Raw genomic sequence first — 20,022 nt, 5'->3', positions numbered from 1 at the left:
GGTGGTCATTCGGCGACGGCGATCTGCTGCCGGTGGTGCGCGGGGGCGGTGAGTTCGTCGACGACGGCGACGGCGAGGTCGGCTTGGGCGATGCGGGGGCCGAGGACCTGGGGGCCGCCGACCCGGTAGCGGCCGGTGCCGGGGGCGGTGCGGTCGAGGTCCATCGGCGGGGTGACGACGACCCAGTCGAGGGTGGCGGGGGAGTCGTGGAGCAGGTCGAGGGCGGCGGCGTGGCCGAGCGAGAAGGCGCGGTAGGCGTCGGGGAAGTCGGGGTCGTCGTGGACGGCGGTGCCGGGGGCGGTCTGCAGGGTGGTGGCGACGCCGACGTGGACGAGCCGTCGTACGCCGGCCCGGTCGAGGCCGTCGACCAGGGCGTTGGTGGCGGCGCGGTAGAAGTCGGTGGAGGGGGTGTCGGGGGTGTAGACGGTGCAGACGGCGGCGGCGTGCCCGGGGGCGGTGGCGGCGACGGCGGCGGGGTCGGTGATGTCGCAGCGCAGGAGGGTGACGCCGTCGCGGTCGAGGTCGGCGTGGCGCTCGGGGTGGCGGACGGCGGCGGTGACGGTGAGCCCGCGGCGGAGGGCTTCGGTGACGACGGCGCGGCCGACCTGGCCGCCCGCGCCGTAGACGATGACGTCGGTGTGGTGCGGGGTGTGCTCCGGGCCGGTGGTGTCAGGGCCGGTGGTGTCAGGGCCGGTGGTGTCAGGGCCGGTGGTGTCAGGGGTGGTCAAGGCGGTCTCCCGTCCGCTGGGGGCGGGCGCTGTCGCCCGCCGGTGCGGTGACGGTAGACCGGGGGGTGCCGGTTACTTCAACGGTACCGGGACGGTGCCCGGGCGGCGGCGGGTACCGTCGTGGGGTTGCCAGGGGGCCGACAGGGGAGTGGGCAGTGAGTGTGGAGCAGGGGAGCGCCCCGACGCCGTTGACGGCGGATTTCTTCCCCGACTGTCCGGTGTCGGCCGTGCCGGTGCTGGGCAGCCGGAAGTGGTCGTGGAAGATCCTGCGGTGCCTGGAGGGTGGTCCGCGCCGTTTCTCCGAGCTGCGGGTGCCGTTGGTGGGGATCACCGCCAAGGTGCTGGCGGAGTCGCTGCGTTCGATGGAGCAGGACGGTGTGGTGGCGCGTACCGAGTACGGCGGGAATCCGCCGCGGGTCGAGTACGCGCTGACGCCGTTGGGCCGGACGCTGCTGGGGCCGATGGACGCGGTGTGCGCGTGGAGTCGTGAGAATCTGGGCAGCCTGCTGGCGGCGCGGGAGGAGTACGAGCGCGAGAGCTGATCGGCCACGGGGGCGGACTGGCAGTATTTCGGCGGCTGCTGGCGTTCCTGCCGCTGGTGGGGCGTCCGCGGTGGCGGCCATGCTGGGCCCATGAGTACTTCCGAGAACGCCGAGGCTCCTGTGAACGCCGTCGCCGGGGAGATCGTCCCCGACACCAAGGACTGGACCTGGGTGCTCGAACGCCCTTGCTCCGACTGCGGGTTGGACACACCGAAGGTGGCGCGCGAGGACGTCGCCGGGATGATCCGGGCGAACGCGGAGGGCTGGCTGGCGGTGCTGGCCGGGGACGAGGAGGGGCTGCGTCGTCGGCCGGAGCCGGGGGTCTGGTCGGACCTGGAGTACGCGTGTCACGTCCGGGACGTCTTCCGGCTGTTCCACATCCGGCTGAACCTGATGCTCGACCGGGACGACCCGCTGTTCTCGAACTGGGACCAGGACGAGACGGCCGTCGCCGAGCGCTACGGGGAGCAGCTGCCGCAGGTGGTGGCCGGGGAGTTGGCGGAGGCGGCGGAGACGCTGGCCGCGGACTTCGAGCGGGTGGCCGACGAGCAGTGGCGGCGGACCGGGAACCGGAGCGACGGGGCGCGGTTCACGGTCGAGTCGTTCTCCCGGTACCTGATCCACGACCCGGTGCACCACCTGTTCGACGTGACGGGCGAGCGGGTCTGAGGCCGTCCGGAAGACGCGCGGGGCGCGCGGGGCGCACGGAGCGCGCGGGGTGTGCGAAGCGCGTCGGGCGCGTGGGCCCACGGCGCGCGAGGTCACCAGCCGGAGGCCTCGCGCAGCATGGTGCGGCGGAGCCGTCCGGCCACGCTGGCGGCGTCGGTGCCGATGACGTCGGCGATCTCGGGGGCAGCGAGGCCGACGACGTAGTGCAGGATCGCCAGGTCGTCGTCGGCCGGGTGGCGGTGCGGGTCCGGCGACTCCCGGCGGGTGTGCTCGGCGACGGTGCCGCGCAGGATCTCCCAGGCGTGCGCGGTCGGATTGGAGCTTCCCATCAACTCGCGCCAGTGCACCGCGATTTCGGCGAATGCCTGCTGGACGGCGGTGGCCGCGCCGCCGTGCTCGGTCAGCCACACCCTGGCGTAGCTGAGGTACCGGGGGCGGTGGAGCTCACAGAAGGCCGTGAACTCCAGCGGTACGTCCTCCGGCTCGCCGGGCCCCGGGGGTGGCTCGGCTGAAGTCGCGTGACGGTTGGTCATCTCGTCTTCTCGGAAAGGGAGATGGGTTTCTGACGGTCGATCATCTGTGCTCACTCTACGGTAGGCCCTCGGTGCGCTGGGTGACCAATCCGATGGAATGCCCGGAACCCGCTGCCGCCCGGCCGGTTCCGGTGACGACCGGGGGCGACGGGGCGGTGGAACGGTCGGGCGGGGGCTGGCGGGGAGCCGGCGCGGGCCGGCGGGGTGGTGCTGCGCAGTGGCGGGGGAGGCGTAGGTGCGAGCGCGTCGCAGCTGGTCAGAGGGTGTAGGGCCGCTATGACTGCAAGGCAGTTGATGTGCCACCGTAGGCCCTCCGGAGGCTGGCGTCCACGCCCACGGCGCGAACCTGCGCCCGCACAACCACCCGCGCAACCGCACTCACGATCACAACGGCGATCACCATGTCGAGGGACGCGGATGCGGGTGCGGACGTCACCACGACCACACGCATGGGCGTATCCGGGGCCGTGATCGCGGAGCGGGCGTGGGTGCGGGCCGTGCGCCACCGTGCGCCACCGTGCGCCATCGTGGACGACGGTGCGCGCGGGGCCTGTCGGTGTCCGTCGTGTCCGTCGGTGTCCGTCGATCGTGCCCCGGCGGCCGGAACTGGCCTCGGCGGCCGGGGCGGAGCGGACGGACGGTGCCGTCGTCCGTCGGGGGGCGGTCGTCAGGTGGTCGTCCGGGCCTCCGACGGGGAGATCCGGTCGGCGGCGGTGTCCCGTTCGATCTGGGCGGGGAAGGGTTCGACGGTGCGTCGCCGGGCCGCCTGCGCGGCCGTGGCTGCCGCGGCCGCAGCCGCCACGGCTGCTCCGGCGGCCGCCTCCTCGCGTTCGCAGCGGTGCGCCGCGCTGCCGGCGTGCGCCCCGGTGGTGTGCAGGCCGGGGCCGTGCGCCCCACCCGGGTGCGTACCGGATCCGTGCGTACCGGATCCGTGCGTTCCGCCGGCATGCGTCCCGGCCGCGTGCACCGTCGGGGCGTGCCCGCCGGAGGCGCCGTGCCCGCCGGTGGTCCGCCCCGCCTCCCGTCGCCCACGGCCGACCGCAGCCCGGGCGGCGTGTTCCTCGGCCGCCTGTCTAGCGGCCAGGTAGGCCTGCACCGCCGCCATGCCGTAGACCGGCTGGATGAGCTGGTGGCCCTTGAAGAACGGTCTGGCCGGAGCGAACCCGGCGGCGACGACCAGGTCGCGGATCTCTGCTATCTCGGCCTCACTGCGGGCGGTGAAGCGGACCTCCCAGCCCTTCTTGTACGTATGGCCCTTCTCGCCGCTGCGGCGGGCGGGGTCCGGGCGGCGGACGTATCCGGGCAGACGGCCGAGGCGGAGCTGGGCCGCGCGGAGGCCGGCGGTCTCGTCACGTGACATGACGTAAGCCTAGGCAATCCCAGGGGCGGGATTGACGCCCGGAGGGTCCCTCGCCGTATGCCTTTGATCACTCTGGGTCAGGCGACCAGGTCGGCGATCGTTTTCGATCAGATCTGGCAACCGGTTGGGCGTCAATTACTCCAAATGAGTGAGGGTATGAGGACTTTAGTGCGGGCTGATCCCGGTTTCGCGACGGTTGCGTAACAGTGCGTCAGGCTGCCGGTCACGGGTCCGGGCGGTTGGGGATGGTGTCGGCATGAGCTACCGGATTCCCTCGCCTCCGCCGTCGCTGGAGGAGCTGGCGAAGCGTCAGCAGAACGTCGTCACCGCGAGTCAGCTGCGCGCCCGGGGCGTGCCGGCCCGCGTCATCACCGAGCACTGCCGTCGGGGCGGCCCCTGGCAGCGTCTGCTGCCGCGGGTCTACCTGCTGCAGTCCGACGAGCCGACCCCGGAGCAGCGGATCTGGGCCGCGCTGCTGTACGCCGCGCAGAACGGCCGCGAGGAGGGCCGCCGCGAGGGTGCGGTGATCACCGGTGCGGCCGCGCTGGCGCTGTACGGCTTCGCGGCCGTGCCCCGGCTGCCCGCGGTGACCGGGGTGGACGTCCTGGTGCCCAGGCAGCGCCGGCTGAAGGACGTCGGCCAGGTGCGGATCCGGCGCACCGAACGGGAGTTGGTGGCCCACTCGGTGCACGGCCTGGCCTGTGCGCCGGTGGCCAGGGCGGTCGCGGACGCGCTCGGCGAGTGGACGGCGGTCCCGGAGGCCCCGGCTCCGGTGCGCGAGGTGCTGCGGGAGGCCGTCTCCCGCCGCGAGAACGGCTGCACGGTACGTGAGTTGGCCGCGGAGCTGATTGAGTCGGGGCTGACCGACGAGCCCCGGGTGCGTGCCGCGCTGGACGAACTCCTCGCGGCCGAGCGGGACTCGGTGCTGGAGCGGGTCGGCCACCTGGTGGACGAGTGGCTGCTGCCGGTCCCGCTGAACGCCCCCGAGCTGCGGATGCGCGGCGGTACGTACATCGCCGTCCCGGACCTCTACTGGCCGGAGCGCGGCGTCGCGGTGGAGGTGGACTCGGACCTGCGCTGCGTCAGCGAGGGCGAGGCCGCTTGGGTGCGCGGCGGCCAGCACCGGATGGAGTACCTGGGCATCCGCGTGGTGTACGTCTCCGGCGCCCGGCTCGCCGCCGACCCTGACGCGGTCGGCGGCGAGCTGCGCGAGGCCCACCGGGCCGGCGGCACGGACGTGGTGGAGCTGCTGGTGGTCTGAACCGGAGGCGTCGAAGCAGGAACCGGTGGTGCCGAAGCGGGACCCGGTGGTGCCGAGGCAGGACCCGGTGGTCACCCGGCGGCCGTCGGAGGTACCGGAAACGCCGGAGGTACCGGAGCCGCCGCGGGCGCCGGGTGGGTCAGGAACGGACCACCGGCGCGCCGACCAGCTCGACCCCGGCCGCCCGCAGCTCCTCCAGCGCGGCGGCGGTGGTCTCCGGGGCCACCCCGGCGGTGAGGTCCAGCAGGACGCGGGTGGCGAAGCCCGCCCGGGCGGCGTCCAGCGCCGTCGCGCGGACGCAGTGGTCGGTGGCGATGCCCACCACGTCGACCGCGTCGACCTGCCGCTCGCGCAGCCACTCCACCGGACCGCGGTTGTTCTCGTCCAGCCCCTCGAAGCCGCTGTACGCCGCCGAGTGGGCGCCCTTGTCGAAGACCGCCTCGACCGCGCCGGAGATCACGGAGGGGGCGAAGTTGGGGTGGAAGCCCACGCCCTCGGTGCCGGCCACGCAGTGCGGCGGCCAGCTGTCGACGTAGTCCGGCTCGGCGGAGAAGTGCGCACCCGGGTCGATGTGGTGGTCGCGGGTGGCGAGGATGTGCTGGTAGCCGGGGGAGGACTCGGCGATCAGGTCGGTGATGGCGGCGGCCACCTCGGCGCCGCCGGCGACGGCCAGGCTGCCGCCCTCGCAGAAGTCGTTCTGAACGTCGACGACGATCAGTGCCCGGTGCATGGCTCGCATCCTCGGATGTCGGGGGCCCGCGGGAGGCGGCGCCCCGGTGGGGGAGCCCTCGGGAGTACTCGGCCCGGCGGTGCGGGCTCGGGGGGTTCTCGGGGAACTCCGGGGAACTCTACGGCTGACTCTAGGGAGTGCCGCGCGGGGGCGGAAGCCCCGGGGTCGGTCCGGAGGCCGGTCCGGTGGCCGGACCGGGGCCTCCGTGCGACGACGGGCCGCCCGGTCGTCCGTGCGGTTGCCCGCGCGGTCGTCCGGGCCTGTCGTCCGGGTGGGTCGTCCGCCCGGACGGGTGACGCCGGTCGGCGGACGAGCCGCTCAGAGCACCACGTCGGTCGGCAGCACCAGCTCGGTCGGCAGCACCAGCTCGGTCGGCAGCACCGGGTCGCCCTTGGAGAGCTGGGTGGCCGACAGCGGCAGCGCGGCCCGGGCGCGGACGTGGCGCTCGCGCGCGGCGCTCAGCGGCTCCCGGCCGACCGTCTCGCCGACCCGCACCAGCGGCACCTGCACGAGGTGCGGCCGCAGCTCGTCCGGGAGGGGCCCGGTGCCGACCACCTCGGCCTCGGCCACGCCCTCGGCGTCGGGCCGGCGGGCGGCCCACTTGCGGCCGCCGATGCTGGTCTTGCCGCCCGCCGCGCGCTTGGCCACCGGCACCAGCGGCCCGCCGTCGGTCCCGGCCCGGGCGACCAGCTTGTAGACCATCGCGCAGGTCGGGTGCCCGCTGCCGGTGACCAGGCTCGTCCCGACGCCGTAGCCGTCCACCGGGGCGGCGGCCAGGGCGGCGATCGCGTACTCGTCCAGGTCCGAGGTGACGATGATCCGGGTGTTCCCGGCGCCCAGCTCGTCCAGCTGGCGGCGGACCCGGTGGGCCAGCAGGGTGAGGTCGCCGGAGTCGATCCGGACGGCGCCCAGCTCGGGGCCCGCCACCTCGACGGCGGTGCGCACCGCCTCGCGCAGGTCGAAGGTGTCGACCAGCAGCGTGGTGCCCTTGCCCATCGAGGCGATCTGGGCGCGGAAGGCGTCCCGCTCGCTGTCGTGCACCAGGGTGAAGGCGTGCGCGGCGGTGCCGGTGGTGGGGATGCCGTGGGTGAAGCCGGCCTCCAGGTCGGAGGTGGCGGCGAACCCGGCCACGTAGGCGGCCCGGGCGGCGGCGACGGCGGCCTGTTCGTGGGCCCGGCGGGCGCCCATCTCGATCACCGGGCGGCCGCCGGCGGCGGCGGTCATCCGGGAGGCGGCGGCCGCGATCGCCGAGTCGTGGTTGAGGATCGACAGGATCACCGTCTCCAGGATCACCGCCTCGGCGAAGCTGCCCTCGACGGTGAGCAGCGGCGAGCCGGGGAAGTAGACCTCTCCCTCGGGGTAGCCGTGGATGTCGCCGCGGAAGCGGTAGTCGGCGAGGAAGCGCAGGGTGTCCTCGTCGACCACGCCCTGCCCGGACAGCCAGTCGAGCTGGGCGGTGGAGAAGCGGAAGTTCTCGACAGCGTCGAGCACCCGGCCGGTACCGGCCATGACGCCGTAGCGGCGGCCGCTCGGCAGGCGGCGGGTGAACACCTCGAAGACGGAGCGGCGGTGCGCGGCCCCGCTGCGCAGGGCGGCCTGCAGCATGGTGAGCTCGTAGCGGTCGGTGAGCAGCGCGGTCGAGCCGGCCGCGCGCACTGAAGTGGCGTCCATGAGGATGATGCTACTACCACTTAGCGTCAGAGTGACGATTTCTCGCCGAGCGGGCCGGGTCGGAATCGCCCGGGTGTCCCCCGGATGGCAGCATGGGGCGTGAGGACCAACGGACGAGTGTGCAGCGAGGAGGACCCGGCGTGAGTGTCGCGCCCGCAGAGATCGAGCGCCCTGAGGTCGAAGGGCTCCCGGTGACAGAGCCGGACACGCCCTGGGTGACCATCGTGCACAACGACGCGGTCAACCTGATGAGCTACGTCCAGTACGTCTTCCAGGCCTACTTCGGCTACCCGAAGGACAAGGCCCGGAAGCTGATGATGGACGTCCACACCAAGGGGCGGGCGGTGGTCTCCAGCGGTTCCCGCGAGGAGATGGAGCGCGACGTCCAGGCGATGCACGGCTACGGCCTCTGGGCGACGCTGCAGCACGACTGACGCCGGGCCCCGCCGGGCTGACGGGCCTGTGGGCCCACGGGCCGCCGGGCCCGTGGGCCTACGGGCCGACCGCCGACCGCATGACCGAAGACGACGAAGACGGGCTGACCGATAGAGATGGCTGGGTTGTTCGAGAGCACCGGCGGTGGCGGCGCGGCGATCGCGCTGGACGAGTGGGAGGCCTCCATCCTCCGCTCGCTGGAAGTGCAGTTGCTGGAGCTGATCGGCCCCGGCCCGGGCGGGGAGGGCGGCGACCCGCTGGCCGCGCTGTTCGCCGAGGGCCCGACCGAGGCACCCGCCGACCCGGTGCTGAACCGCTTCTTCCCGGACGCCTACAAGGACCCGGAGAAGCCGGGCGACGAGGAGTCCGAGGCCGCGTCCGGGGAGTTCCGCCGCTTCACCGAGCTGGACCTGCGGGCCCGCAAGCGGGACGACGCGCTGTTCGTCGTCCGGGCGCTGGACGGCCTCGGCGGCGCCGGGGTGCTCAAGTTGGGCGCCCCCGACGTCCTGCGCTGGCTGGGCGCGCTGAACGACCTGCGGCTGGCCCTCGGTGTGCGGCTGGAGGTCACCGAGGACGACGAGGAAGGCCTCTACGCGCTGCCGGACGGCGACGAGCGCAAGCCGCTGGTGATGGCGTACCTCTGGCTGGGCGCGCTGCAGGAGTCGCTGCTGGAGGCGATGGCCGACTGAGCGGCGCCGGTCGCGCGACCGGCCCGGTCGGGTGAACGGGGCCTGAACCCAAGGGAGTTCCCGCATGGACGCGGAGCGGCACAGTCCGCTCCCGTTCGCGTTTCCGGGATGATCCTGCCCGCTTTCGGGCAGGGCTCGGCGGTTCGGTCCAGCATGTGGACGATCCGTTGCGGGTTTTCCTTCCAAAATCGGGCAAACCCCACCAGGGCATGCTCAAGTATCGCTCAGATGGACACCGTTATCCGGATCGTGCGTGGTACGACTTCTCCACTCCCGAGACCGAGCAGGACGGTGCACCATGGCCGAGAAGTCGTACGACCACGTGGTCGACACCAAACCGGACGAGGAGGGCTACGAGCGGGGACTCGGCAGCCGCCAGATCCAGATGATCGCGATCGGCGGAGCGATCGGCACCGGGCTCTTCCTCGGCGCCGGCACCGCGATCTCCAAGTCCGGCCCCAGCCTGATCCTCTCCTACGCCGTCGCCGGCGTGGTGATCTTCGTGATCATGCGCGCCCTCGGCGAACTCCTCACCTACCGCCCGGTCTCCGGCAGCTTCGCCGAGTACGCGCGGGAGTTCCTCGGCCCCTTCGCCGGCTACGTGACCGGCTGGACGTACTGGCTGTTCTGGGTCGTCACCGGCATGGCCGAGACCACCGCCGCCGCCGTGTACGTGAAGTTCTGGGCGCCCGGCATACCCCAGTGGGCCAGCGCACTGACCTTCCTGGTCGTCCTCTACGCGGCCAACCTGATCTCGGTGAAGCTGTTCGGCGAGATCGAGTTCTGGTTCTCCATGGTCAAGGTCACCGCCATCATCGGCATGATCCTGATCGGCGTCGGGGTGCTCACCCTCGGCTTCAGCAAGGCCGGTGACACCGCGTCGATCACCCACCTGTGGCAGGACGGCGGCTTCTTCCCCAAGGGCATCGGCGCCACCGTGATGACCCTTCAGATCGTCATGTTCGCCTACCTGGGCGTCGAACTCGTCGGCGTCACCGCGGGCGAGAGCGAGAACCCCGAGAAGACCCTGCCGCGCGCCATCAACACCCTGCCCTGGCGCATCGCGCTGTTCTACATCGGCGCCCTGGTCGTCATCCTCTCGCTCGTGCCGTGGACCGAATTCCAGCCCGGCGTCAGCCCGTTCGTCGCCGCCTTCGGCAAGATCGGCATCCCGGCGGCGGCCGGCATCATCAACTTCGTGGTGCTCACCGCGGCGCTCTCCTCCTGCAACTCCGGGATGTACTCCACCGGCCGCATGCTGCGCGACCTCGCCCTGCGCGGCCAGGCCCCGGGGCAGCTCACCAAGCTCAACTCCCGCCGCACCCCGGCCTTCGCGATCACCGTCTCCAGCCTGCTGATGGGCATCGGCGTGGTGCTCAACTACCTCGTCCCGGCACGGGCGTTCGAGTACATCACCTCGGTCGCCACGGTCTGCGGCCTGTGGACCTGGGCGATGATCCTGATCTCCCAGATCCGCTACCGCCGGGCCTGGCAGGCCGGCCGCCTGCCCGCGCCCAGCTTCAAGGCCCCCGGCGGCGCCTGGGTCAGCTGGAGCGCGCTCGCCTTCCTCGCCCTGGTCGTGGTCCTGATCGGCCTGGACGAGGACAACCGGATCTCGCTCTACGTCTTCCCGGGCTGGGCCCTGGTGCTGGTGGTCGGCTACCGCTTCCTGCGGCGCCGCGACCCGCAGGCCGTCGACGGCCCTGCCCAGGAGGTCGGCCGCGACCACGCGCAGGCGGCCAACAACGGCTGATCCCGGGCCTCGTACGGACACCGGGACCAACCGGCGGGCGCCCGTCGACCACCCCGCAGGCGCCCGTCGACCACCCCGCGGACGCCCGTCGACCGCGCCTCGGACGCCCCGGCGGACACCCGCCGGGGCGTGGCTATCCTGACCGCATGCTGACCATCACCCGAGAACTCCGCGACCGGATCGTGGCCCACGCCCGCGCCGACCACCCGGACGAGGCCTGCGGCGTGGTCGCCGGACCGGCCGGCAGCGGACGGCCCGAGCGGTTCATCCCGATGCTCAACGCCGCCCGCTCGCCCACCTTCTACGAGTTCGACTCGGGCGACCTGCTCAAGCTCTACCGCGAGATGGACGACCTCGACGAGGAGCCGGTGATCGTCTACCACTCGCACACCGCGACCGAGGCCTACCCCTCGCGCACCGACGTGAGCTACGCCTCCGAGCCGTTCGCCCACTACGTCCTGGTCTCCACCGCCGACGGCAACGGCGAGGACGACCCCTACCAGTTCCGCTCGTTCCGCATCGTGGACGGCGAGATCACAGAGGAAGACGTCCAGGTCGTCGAGGCCTACCAGGTCTGACCGGCCCCGCCCGGACGTGGCCCGCCGACCGCCCGCGAGCGCTCGGCGGGCCCGCGCCGTCTCAGCACGGGGGACGAGAACATCCGGATCCCGAGACGGGCATGTCTAAGCGGGCCCGGGAATCTATACGATGAGCCCATGCGTTCCGTCGATGTGAGCAACCAGGCCCCGGGCACCCGCCTCGTGGCGCGCCTGCACATCGACCTGTGCCGGCACGCCGGCGCGATCTGTCCAGGCACGCCCGCGCGCTCGCGCTGAGAGCCGCCGCACTCCCCACCCGGGCCCGCCACATCTCCGGCGGCGCCGAAGCCCGGGCACCCGTCCGCCCGGCCGCGCCCGCTGCGGCCCACCCACTCCACGACTCGCACAGGAGCGCACCCATGGCCATCGAGGTCCGCATCCCGACCATCCTCCGCACCTACACCGACGGCGCCAAGGCCGTCGAGGGCAACGGCAGCAACCTCGGGGAACTCTTCACCGACCTCGACGCCCGGCACCCGGGCATCGCCGCCCGCCTGGTCGAGGGCGGCGAGCTGCGCCGCTTCGTCAACGTCTACCTGAACGACGAGGACGTGCGGTTCCTGGAGGGCATCTCCACCGCCCTCGCCGACGGCGACAGCGTCACCATCCTGCCCGCCGTGGCCGGCGGCGCCCGCTGACCTCCCGGTTCCCCCGCCACCGGCGGGGGAACCACCCCGTGACCCTCACCGCCGTGTGACCCTCACCGCCGTGGCCGGAGGCCTCCCTTGCGTTACGACAGTCCGCTCGAAGCCGTCGGCAACACCCCGCTGGTCCGCCTGCCGCGGCTGTCCGCCGCCGTCCCCGGCAACACCGAGGGCCTGGTCAGCCTCTGGGCCAAGCTGGAGGACCGCAACCCGACCGGCTCGATCAAGGACCGCCCGGCGCTGCACATGATCGAGCGTGCCGAGGCCGACGGCCGGCTCACCCCGGGCTGCACCATCCTGGAGCCCACCAGCGGCAACACCGGCATCTCGCTCGCCATGGCCGCCAAGCTCAAGGGCTACCGGATGGTCTGCGTGATGCCCGAGAACACCAGCGAGGAACGGCGCGAACTGCTCCGCATGTGGGGCGCCGAGATCATCCCCTCCCCGGCCGCCGGCGGCTCCAACACCGCCGTCCGGATCGCCAAGGAGATCGCCGCCGAGCACCCCGACTGGGTCATGCTCTACCAGTACGGCAACCCCGACAACGCGGGCGCCCACTACACCGGCACCGGCCCCGAGATCCTCGCCGACCTGCCGACCGTCACCCACTTCGTGGCCGGCCTCGGCACCACCGGCACCCTGATGGGCGTCGGCCGCTACCTGCGCGAGAAGGTCCCCGGCGTGAAGATCGTCGCCGCCGAACCGCGCTACGACGACCTGGTGTACGGGCTGCGCAACCTCGACGAGGGCTTCGTCCCCGAGCTGTACGACGCCGCGGTGCTGACCACCCGCTTCTCCGTCGGCTCCGCTGACGCCGTCCGCCGCACCCGCGAACTCCTGCAGCAGGAGGGCATCTTCGCGGGCGTCTCCACCGGCGCCATCCTGCACGCGGCGATCGGCGTCGGCCGCAAGGCGGCGGCCGCGGGGGAGCGCGCGGACATCGTCTTCGTGGTCGCCGACGGCGGCTGGAAGTACCTGTCCACCGGCATCTACACCGCCGAGTCCACCGAGGCGGCGGTCGAGGCGCTGCAGGGTCAGCTCTGGGCCTGAGACCCGGGCCCGGACCCGGCTAGTTCAGGACCTTCTGCGCCCGGGCCCACACCTGCCGGTCCACCGTGCCGGCCCGGCGGCGGAAGGCCGACAGCGGCACCTCGCGCAGTTCGTCGGTCTCCAGCCAGCTGGCCCGGCCCTGCCGGTCGCCGACCGAACCCGGCGGCAGCGGCAGCACACCCGGGCGCTCGGCGTGGTGCTTGCTGGTGATCTTCGCGACGGTGGCCGTCCGGCCGCGCACCCGCAGCACCAGGCACGGGCGGTCCTTGGAGCCGGGGCCGTCCTCGAACGGCACCTCCGCCCACCAGATCTCCTGCGGCTCCGGGCGGGCCGCCCTGGTGCTCGGGCGCGGCCGCGGGCCGGTCGGCCCCGCCGGGCGCGGGGCCGGGCGGGTGCGCCGCGCCAGCACCGCAGCGACGGCCGCCACCAGCGCGATGCCGGCCAGCGCCAGGACGACCCAGGTACCAGTCATGCCGTTCATGCGGCGAACCGTACCGGGCCGACGGTGGACGCCACCACCGTGCCGACTGTGACAGTTGAGTAATTGTCCGCGCGTTGCTCCCGGTTCGTCACGGAACCGCCACGGTGCCCGTTCTGCGCCGAAGGCCCGCTCCGCCTCCGGAAGGCTGCGTCACGAACGTCCGCCCCCCGCCCCGGAGGTGCCTCGTGAGTGAGCGAACCGAGCGAAGCGAGCGAACAGTCGACGAGCGAACGGTCGGGGGGTGCGCGTGAACCGCGACGCCGAGCCGTGGTCCTACGCGGAGATCGCCCGGCACATCAACGTCCGGCCCGAGACCGTCCGCAGCTACCGGCGGCACGGACTGCTGCCCGACCCGGACGCGACCGACGGCAACGGACACCCCCGCTGGTACCCCGACACCATCCGCGCCTGGGCCCGCAACCGCCCCCGGCACCGCTGATCCCACCGGCGTCCCCGCCCCCCGCCGCCGTCCCCGGCGTTCTGGTGATTCCAGCCACAGCCCGGCACGGGGACGGGGGCAAAGTGCCGCTCCACCCTTACCCTCGACACACCAATGCAGTGCTACCGGCCGGTCCACCGGCCCGGCCTGCCGTTTTCCATGCCGTTTTCCAGCAGCAGCCAGGACGTGTCGGGGCGGAGGGGCTCGGATGAAACTGACCGTGGTGGGGTGCTCGGGGAGCTTCCCGTCCGCCGACTCGCCCTGCTCCAGCTACCTGGTCGAGGCCGAGGGCTACCGCGTCGTCCTCGACCTCGGCAACGGAGCCCTCGGCGCCCTGCAGAAGTACACCGGCCTCTACGACGTCGACGCCGTCCTGCTCAGCCACCTGCACGCCGACCACTGCATCGACCTGTGCGCCTACTGGGTGGCCCGCAACTACCGTGCCGAGGGCTGCCCCGACCCGCTCCCCGTGTACGGCCCGGCCGGCACCGCCGAGCGACTCGCCCGCGCCTACGACATGCCGGAGAACCCCGGCATGAAGGAGGTCTTCGAGTTCCGCACCCTCACCCCCGGCAGCTTCGACCTCGGCCCGTTCCGGGTGGACGTCGCCCAGGTCAACCACCCCGTCGACGCCTTCGCCTTCCGCCTCGGACACGGCGGCCGCTCGATCGTCTACAGCGGCGACACCGGCGAGAGCACCGAACTCGTCGAACTGGCCCGCGACACCGACCTCTTCCTCTGCGAGGCCGCCTACATCGACGGCCGCGACACCTACCGGGCCGTCCACCTCAACGGCCGCGAAGCCGGCGAGCACGCCGCCGCCGCCGGCGCCCGCCGGCTCGTCCTCACCCACATCCCCCCGTGGACCGACGCCGAGCACAACCGCCGCGACGCGGCCGCCGCCTACGCCGGCCCGGTCGAGATCGCCCGCGCCGGCGCGGTGTACGAGATCTGACCGGCCGACGGGCGCACCTCGCGGACGGACCCCCGGGCCTCCGTCGCTTCGTCGACCGCCCGTTCCCGCGCGGTGGGACGTCCGGACAGGCCGCAGGCCCCGCCCCGCCGCTGGGGGAGCAGCGGCGGGGCGGGGCCTGCGGACCGGGGGACGGGCGGGGCGTCAGGCCTTGGTGACGTCCTCGATCTCGTCGTCGTCCTCGCGACCGGGGGTCTTGAGGTCGAACTTGGCGATCGCGAAGCGGAAGAGGAAGTAGTACAGCGCGGCGAAGACCAGGCCGAGCGGGATGATCATCCACGGGTCGGTGGCCTTGTTCCAGGCCAGCAGGTAGTCGATCAGGCCGCCGGAGAAGGTGAAGCCGTCGTGCACGCCGAGCGCCCAGGTGACGGCCATCGAGACGGCGGTCAGCAGCGCGTGGATGACGTACAGGGCCGGGGCGATGAAGACGAAGGCGAACTCGATCGGCTCGGTGACACCGGTGACGAAGGAGGTCAGGGCCAGCGACACCATCATGCCGGTGACGGCCTTGCGGCGGTGCGGCTTGGCGGCGTGCGCGATGGCCAGCGCGGCGGCGGGCAGCGCGAACATCATGATCGGGTAGAAGCCCGACATGAACTGTCCGGCGGTCGGGTCGCCGGCGAAGAAGCGGGTCAGGTCGCCGTGCACGACGGTGCCGTCCGGCTTGGTGAAGTCACCGGTCTGGAACCAGGCGAAGGAGTTCACGAACTGGTGCATGCCGACCGGCAGCAGACCGCGGTTGACCAGGCCGAAGGCGCCCGCGCCGAACGCGCCGGCACCGATCAGGGAGTCGTTCAGGCTCTTGATGGCGTCGCCGATCGGGCCCCAGGTCAGGGCGAAGAGCACACCGACGGCCGTGCCGACGAAGGCCATGAGGATCGGGACCAGCCGGCGGCCGTTGAAGAAGCCCAGCCAGTCGACCAGCCTGGTGCGGTGGTACTTCTGCCACAGCACGGCGGCCAGCAGGCCGATCACGATGCCGCCGAGCACACCGGGGTTCTGGTAGGTCGGGGCGACCCACTTGCCGTCGGCGATGTGGCCCTCGGTGATCGGGAACGCGGTGAGCACGTTCTTGTACACCAGGAAGCCGACCAGCGCGGCGAGGGCGGTGGAGCCGTCGGCCTTCTTGGCGAAGCCGATCGCGATGCCCACCGCGAAGAGCAGCGGCAGGTTGTCGAAGACGCCGCTGCCCGCGGTGGCGAAGACCGAGGCGACCTTGTTCCAGCCGAGGCCGTCCTTGCCGAACACGTCGTCCTGGCCGAGACGCAGCAGCAGGCCGGCGGCGGGGAGCACCGCGATGGGCAGCTGGAGGCTGCGGCCGATCTTCTGCAGACCCTGGAGGAGGTTCTGGCCGAACTTCTTGGCGGGGCTTGGCGTGGCCGGAGCCGCGGCGGGCGCCGGTGCCTGCGCAGACTGACTCATGGGGGTGGCTTCCTAACGGCATGGCGGTCGGTCGGGGGAGGGCACGGGGGCCGAACCGCGAACTGGTCTACACCACGGGTGGTGTAGACCAGTTTTGTAGCACGGGCGGACAAGGCAAGGAACCCCGGAAAGCGCTGCCGCCCGGAAGCGCTATGAAATCGAAACCTAGTCGCGGAACGACGATCATGATTAGTGGCGGGATTGGGATTTTGGCTATTTGCGCAACAAAAAGAGCCGCGCCCCTGCGGTGGCCCGGCCGGGGCGGATGCCCGGGTCGGCCGCAGGGCGATCCCGCCACCCCGGAGCCCACCCGGAGGCTGCTGAGAGTGACTGCGGTGTCGCGGACGTGCACGATGTGGCGCTCCCGCGCGCGGTCGGCCCCCCTACGAAGCGAGGCCGGCGCGGCCGGACCGCGACCGAATCGCCTTTCCGGCGGCTATCCGGCAGGGAATTCAGTCCTTTCCTGAAAAGCCGAAGTCCCCCGGACCGTAGGGTCCGAGGGACTTCGCGGGAGATGCCCGGAGGGCGCGGGAATCAGGCCTTGGTGACGTCCTCGACTTCCTCCTCGTCCTCCCGCCCCGGGGTTTTCAGGTTGAATTTGACGATGATGAACCGAAAGAGCGCGTAGTAGACGGCGGCGAAGGCCAGGCCGATCGGGATGATCAGCCACGGCTTGGTGGCCAGCCCCCAGTTGAGCACGTAGTCGATCAGGCCGGCCGAGAAGCTGAACCCGTCGTGCACCCCGAGCCCCCAGGTCACCGCCATCGAGGCGCCGGTCAGCAGGGCGTGCACGGCGAACAGGGCCGGGGCGATGTAGGCGAAGGAGTACTCGATCGGCTCGGTGACGCCGGTGACGAAGGAGGTCAGGCCGACCGAGAGCATCAGGCCGTAGATCTCCTTGCGGCGGTGCGGTTTGGCGGAGTGCGCGATCGCGAGTGCGGCGGCGGGCAGCGCGAACATCATGATCGGGAAGAATCCGGACAGGAACTGGCCGGCCGTCGGGTCGCCCGCCAGGAAACGCGGGATGTCACCGTGCACCATCATGCCGTCGGGCTTGGTGAACTCACCGAACTGGAACCAGACGAAGGTGTTCAGCAACTGGTGCATGCCGATCAGCAGCAGTGCGCGGTTGGCCACGCCGAAGATGCCGGCGCCGCCCGCACCGAGATCGGCCAGGTCCTGCGAGAAGTCGTTCAGGGCGCGGCCGATCGGCGGCCAGACCCAGAGCGCGACGACGGCGAGCACCATCCCGACCAGGGCGGTGATCATCGGCACCAGCCGGCGGCCGTTGAAGAAGCCCAGCCAGTCGACCAGCCTGGTGCGGTGGAACCGCACCCACAGCCACGCCGACATCAACCCGAGCAGGATGCCGCCGAGCACCCCCGGGTTCTGGTACGTCGCCGCGGCCGCCTTCGCCGAGGTGTAGTCCACGCACTGGTCGACGACCAGGACGGTCGGTGGTGCGCACTTCTCCGGGAAGGCGCGCAGGACCTGGTAGTAGACGAGGAACCCGACCACGGCCGCCAGGGCCGTCGAACCGTCCGCCTTCTTGGCCATGCCGATCGCCACACCGATGCAGAACAGCATCGGCAGGCCGAGCGAGGAGTCGAGCAGCGCGCCGCCGGCCGCGGCGAAGACCTTGGCGACCTTGTCCCAGCCCAGGCCGTCCTTGCCGAACACGTCCGGCTGGCCGAGCCGGTTGAGGATGCCCGCCGCGGGGAGCACGGCCACCGGCAGCTGCAGCGAGCGGCCCATCTTCTGGAGGCCGCCGTAGAAGGTGTGCCACCACGGCGTCTGCGGGGCGGTGGCGCCTGCCGAACTCATCCTTCGCCCTCCGGGAAGCGGTTGCCGGCCGGTGGCCCCTGCGGGACCCTCGGGCGGGACCCAGGAACACCCGGGGTCCTTCCTGCGTTCATCGGAGTACACATATATTGGTGTAGACCACCTTGGGACGCAGGCCGCACTCCGGGACGCCGGCCCCGCTGATCGTCATCCTCGGGTGACGCTCGGGAGCCCGCCCGTCGGAATGGGCCGAATGTGGACTAACGTGGCAAACCGGACCTGCACGGGTGATGCTGGTCGCGCTGCCCGGCAGCACGGCCACGACTGACCCCGCGTCAGCCACCGGCACGGACCTCGCCGCCCCCGGCCGAGGGACGACCCCCACAGCACAGCACAGCGCACGACGGCACCCGGCAGAGCGGCCGGCGAGCCGAGACAGAGGGAGAAAGCAGATGGCCAGCAAGGCTGAGAAGATCGTCGCGGGTCTGGGCGGCATCGACAACATCGAAGAGGTCGAGGGCTGCATCACCCGCCTGCGCACCGAGGTCAAGGACGCCTCCCTGGTCGACGAGGCCGCCCTCAAGGCCGCCGGCGCCCACGGCGTCGTCAAGATGGGCACCGCGATCCAGGTCGTCATCGGCACCGACGCCGACCCGATCGCCGCCGACATCGAGGACATGATGTGAGCTGAGCCACCGCGCTCACCCGCCCCGGCCCGCCGCCCCACCCAGGGGAACGGCGGGCCGCGGGCTACCGGGAGGACACCGCGAGAGGCCCCCGCATCCGGGCCGAGCCGTATCCGAACCGCCGCCCCGAGCCACTACGCTCAGTGCCTATGTCACGCATCGACGGCCGCACCCCCGAACAGCTCCGCCCGATCACCATCGAACGGGGCTGGAGCAAGCACGCCGAAGGCTCCGTCCTCATCTCCTACGGCGACACCAAGGTGCTGTGCACCGCCAGCGTCACCGAGGGCGTCCCCCGCTGGCGCAAGGGCAGCGGCGAAGGCTGGGTCACCGCCGAGTACTCCATGCTCCCGCGCGCCACCAACACCCGCGGCGACCGCGAAGCCGTCAAGGGCCGCATCGGCGGCCGCACCCACGAGATCAGCCGACTCATCGGCCGCTCGCTGCGCGCCGTCGTCGACCACCGCGCCCTCGCCGAGAACACCATCGTCCTCGACTGCGACGTCCTCCAGGCCGACGGCGGCACCCGCACCGCCGCCATCACCGGCGCCTACGTCGCCCTCGTCGACGCCGTCGCCTGGGCCCGCGACAAGAAGCTCCTGCGCGCCAAGGGCCAGCCCATCACCGGCGGCGTCAGCGCCGTCAGCGTCGGCATCATCGACGGCATCCCGATGCTCGACCTCCAGTACGAGGAGGACGTGCGCGCCGAGACCGACATGAACATCGTCTGCACCTCCGACGGCCGCTTCGTCGAGGTCCAGGGCACCGCCGAGGGCGCGCCGTTCGACCGCGAGCTGCTCGACCGCCTGCTCGACCTCGGCAGCCTCGGCTGCGCGGAACTCGACGAGATCCAGCGCAAGGCCCTCGGCGGCTGAGACCGGCCGGGGCCGGCCGGGGTGTGCTGAGACCGGCCGGGGCGTGCCGGGGCGGGCCGGAGCGTGCCGGAGCGTGCTGGGGCGTGCCGAGGGGCCGTCGGTGAACTGAGGCGCCGTCGGCGGACCGAACCGGCGCGGGCCCACCGCCGTGACCCAGGACGGACGCCCCGCCCAACGGCCCGCCGGACAGCCTGCTGTACACGCCGGGCCCGGAGCCCGTACGGTTCCCGCAGCACCCCCGCTGCGGGAACCGCGCACCCCCCGGCGCGCGTCCCCCACCACGGAACCCGCGCCCCACAGGAGGACCGGATGCCGTCCAGCATCGCCCGCCCCGCCGCCCTCGCCGTGGCCGGACTCATCGCGATCCTCCCGCTCTCCATGGTGAGCTGCTCCGCCGCACAGAAGGCGATCGACTGCGGCAGCACCGCCGTACGGATCACCGGCGACATCGCCGACGTCACCAAGGCCTACGACAACGCCAGCAACGACTCGGCCGCCGCCGGGAAGGCGCTGCAGAAGCTCAAGACCGACCTCGACCAGGTCGGCAAGAACTCGAAGAACACCGACGTCGCCAAGGCCGTGACGGACCTGCAGAAGCAGGCCGACAACGTGCAACAGGCCGCCGACAAGAACCAGGTCCCCGACCTCAAGCCACTCGGCGACGCGGCCGGCAACCTCACCAAGGTGTGCACCGGCTGAC

23 protein-coding genes are annotated in these 20,022 nt (G+C 72.3%); 15 read left to right on the top strand and 8 right to left on the bottom strand.

The window, feature by feature from the left end; all coding sequences use genetic code 11:
• Window positions 1–5: 5 nt before the first annotated feature.
• On the bottom strand, window positions 6–728 hold the full coding sequence (locus tag ABTY56_RS13385) for an NAD(P)-dependent oxidoreductase (RefSeq protein ID WP_350628882.1): 723 nt from the start codon (window positions 726–728) through the stop codon (window positions 6–8).
• A 155-nt stretch (window positions 729–883) separates the two neighbouring features.
• Here ABTY56_RS13385 and ABTY56_RS13380 point away from each other — a divergent pair, with 155 nt between their 5' ends.
• Window positions 884–1,270, top strand: coding sequence for a winged helix-turn-helix transcriptional regulator (locus ABTY56_RS13380; protein ID WP_350628881.1), 387 nt, complete (start codon window positions 884–886; stop codon window positions 1,268–1,270).
• Window positions 1,271–1,360: 90 nt separating this feature from the next.
• Complete coding sequence (locus ABTY56_RS13375) at window positions 1,361–1,939, top strand: DinB family protein (protein ID WP_350628880.1); 579 nt, start codon at window positions 1,361–1,363, stop codon at window positions 1,937–1,939.
• Window positions 1,940–2,031: 92 nt separating this feature from the next.
• On the opposite strand, the gene ABTY56_RS13370 is transcribed toward ABTY56_RS13375, so the two are convergent.
• Together ABTY56_RS13370 and ABTY56_RS13365 are read right to left on the bottom strand one after the other, a co-directional pair.
• Entirely contained in the window at window positions 2,032–2,472 is a 441-nt protein-coding gene (locus ABTY56_RS13370; protein ID WP_350628879.1) for an RNA polymerase sigma factor, read from the bottom strand.
• Window positions 2,473–3,139: 667 nt separating this feature from the next.
• Window positions 3,140–3,832 carry a hypothetical protein gene (locus ABTY56_RS13365; RefSeq protein ID WP_350628878.1) on the bottom strand — a complete coding sequence of 231 codons (693 nt, stop codon included), beginning with the start codon at window positions 3,830–3,832 and terminating at the stop codon, window positions 3,140–3,142.
• A 256-nt stretch (window positions 3,833–4,088) separates the two neighbouring features.
• Between ABTY56_RS13365 and ABTY56_RS13360 the strand changes: the two genes are divergently transcribed.
• A complete protein-coding gene (locus ABTY56_RS13360; protein ID WP_350628877.1) occupies window positions 4,089–5,093 on the top strand; it encodes a hypothetical protein in 1,005 nt (334 codons plus the stop codon).
• Between the two features lie 139 nt (window positions 5,094–5,232).
• On the opposite strand, the gene ABTY56_RS13355 is transcribed toward ABTY56_RS13360, so the two are convergent.
• Both ABTY56_RS13355 and ABTY56_RS13350 read right to left on the bottom strand, forming a co-directional pair.
• On the bottom strand, window positions 5,233–5,823 hold the full coding sequence (locus ABTY56_RS13355; RefSeq protein ID WP_350521805.1) for an isochorismatase family protein: 591 nt from the start codon (window positions 5,821–5,823) through the stop codon (window positions 5,233–5,235).
• Between the two features lie 318 nt (window positions 5,824–6,141).
• Window positions 6,142–7,494, bottom strand: coding sequence for a nicotinate phosphoribosyltransferase (locus ABTY56_RS13350; protein WP_350628876.1), 1,353 nt, complete (start codon window positions 7,492–7,494; stop codon window positions 6,142–6,144).
• Window positions 7,495–7,634: 140 nt separating this feature from the next.
• Here ABTY56_RS13350 and clpS point away from each other — a divergent pair, with 140 nt between their 5' ends.
• From clpS to ABTY56_RS13315, 7 genes are all read left to right on the top strand, one after another.
• On the top strand, window positions 7,635–7,928 hold the full coding sequence (gene clpS / locus ABTY56_RS13345) for an ATP-dependent Clp protease adapter ClpS (protein ID WP_350521807.1): 294 nt from the start codon (window positions 7,635–7,637) through the stop codon (window positions 7,926–7,928).
• 117 nt (window positions 7,929–8,045) lie between these two features.
• Complete coding sequence (locus tag ABTY56_RS13340) at window positions 8,046–8,618, top strand: DUF2017 domain-containing protein (protein ID WP_350628875.1); 573 nt, start codon at window positions 8,046–8,048, stop codon at window positions 8,616–8,618.
• Between the two features lie 298 nt (window positions 8,619–8,916).
• Window positions 8,917–10,371, top strand: coding sequence for an amino acid permease (locus tag ABTY56_RS13335; RefSeq protein ID WP_350628874.1), 1,455 nt, complete (start codon window positions 8,917–8,919; stop codon window positions 10,369–10,371).
• Window positions 10,372–10,517: 146 nt separating this feature from the next.
• Entirely contained in the window at window positions 10,518–10,949 is a 432-nt protein-coding gene (locus ABTY56_RS13330; protein ID WP_350628873.1) for a M67 family metallopeptidase, read from the top strand.
• Between the two features lie 138 nt (window positions 10,950–11,087).
• A complete protein-coding gene (locus ABTY56_RS13325; RefSeq protein ID WP_317621128.1) occupies window positions 11,088–11,207 on the top strand; it encodes a putative leader peptide in 120 nt (39 codons plus the stop codon).
• 122 nt (window positions 11,208–11,329) lie between these two features.
• Entirely contained in the window at window positions 11,330–11,608 is a 279-nt protein-coding gene (locus tag ABTY56_RS13320; RefSeq protein ID WP_030242903.1) for a MoaD/ThiS family protein, read from the top strand.
• 87 nt (window positions 11,609–11,695) lie between these two features.
• On the top strand, window positions 11,696–12,664 hold the full coding sequence (locus tag ABTY56_RS13315; protein ID WP_350628872.1) for a PLP-dependent cysteine synthase family protein: 969 nt from the start codon (window positions 11,696–11,698) through the stop codon (window positions 12,662–12,664).
• Window positions 12,665–12,683: 19 nt separating this feature from the next.
• Here the strand turns inward: ABTY56_RS13315 and ABTY56_RS13310 are convergent, their stop codons facing one another.
• A complete protein-coding gene (locus ABTY56_RS13310) occupies window positions 12,684–13,145 on the bottom strand; it encodes a type II toxin-antitoxin system PemK/MazF family toxin (protein ID WP_502893097.1) in 462 nt (153 codons plus the stop codon).
• Between the two features lie 241 nt (window positions 13,146–13,386).
• Here ABTY56_RS13310 and ABTY56_RS13305 point away from each other — a divergent pair, with 241 nt between their 5' ends.
• Both ABTY56_RS13305 and ABTY56_RS13300 read left to right on the top strand, forming a co-directional pair.
• Window positions 13,387–13,584 carry a MerR family transcriptional regulator gene (locus ABTY56_RS13305; RefSeq protein ID WP_350628871.1) on the top strand — a complete coding sequence of 66 codons (198 nt, stop codon included), beginning with the start codon at window positions 13,387–13,389 and terminating at the stop codon, window positions 13,582–13,584.
• Window positions 13,585–13,792: 208 nt separating this feature from the next.
• Window positions 13,793–14,539: an MBL fold metallo-hydrolase gene (locus ABTY56_RS13300; RefSeq protein ID WP_350628870.1), complete on the top strand. Its 747-nt coding sequence runs from the start codon at window positions 13,793–13,795 to the stop codon at window positions 14,537–14,539.
• Between the two features lie 162 nt (window positions 14,540–14,701).
• Here the strand turns inward: ABTY56_RS13300 and ABTY56_RS13295 are convergent, their stop codons facing one another.
• Window positions 14,702–15,979: a PTS transporter subunit EIIC gene (locus ABTY56_RS13295; RefSeq protein WP_350628868.1), complete on the bottom strand. Its 1,278-nt coding sequence runs from the start codon at window positions 15,977–15,979 to the stop codon at window positions 14,702–14,704.
• Window positions 15,980–16,513: 534 nt separating this feature from the next.
• Complete coding sequence (locus ABTY56_RS13290; protein WP_350628866.1) at window positions 16,514–17,803, bottom strand: PTS transporter subunit EIIC; 1,290 nt, start codon at window positions 17,801–17,803, stop codon at window positions 16,514–16,516.
• A gap of 410 nt (window positions 17,804–18,213) precedes the next feature.
• Here ABTY56_RS13290 and ABTY56_RS13285 point away from each other — a divergent pair, with 410 nt between their 5' ends.
• From ABTY56_RS13285 to ABTY56_RS13275, 3 genes are all read left to right on the top strand, one after another.
• Complete coding sequence (locus tag ABTY56_RS13285) at window positions 18,214–18,447, top strand: PTS sugar transporter subunit IIB (RefSeq protein WP_030060521.1); 234 nt, start codon at window positions 18,214–18,216, stop codon at window positions 18,445–18,447.
• A gap of 149 nt (window positions 18,448–18,596) precedes the next feature.
• Window positions 18,597–19,322 carry a ribonuclease PH gene (gene rph / locus ABTY56_RS13280; RefSeq protein ID WP_350628864.1) on the top strand — a complete coding sequence of 242 codons (726 nt, stop codon included), beginning with the start codon at window positions 18,597–18,599 and terminating at the stop codon, window positions 19,320–19,322.
• A 309-nt stretch (window positions 19,323–19,631) separates the two neighbouring features.
• On the top strand, window positions 19,632–20,021 hold the full coding sequence (locus tag ABTY56_RS13275; RefSeq protein ID WP_350628862.1) for a hypothetical protein: 390 nt from the start codon (window positions 19,632–19,634) through the stop codon (window positions 20,019–20,021).
• Window position 20,022: the final 1 nt, after the last annotated feature.

Origin of the sequence: Kitasatospora sp. NPDC097691 (assembly GCF_040302665.1) — a bacterium.
Taxonomy (GTDB): domain Bacteria; phylum Actinomycetota; class Actinomycetes; order Streptomycetales; family Streptomycetaceae; genus Kitasatospora.
This window is presented reverse-complemented; position numbering and strand designations above follow the sequence as displayed.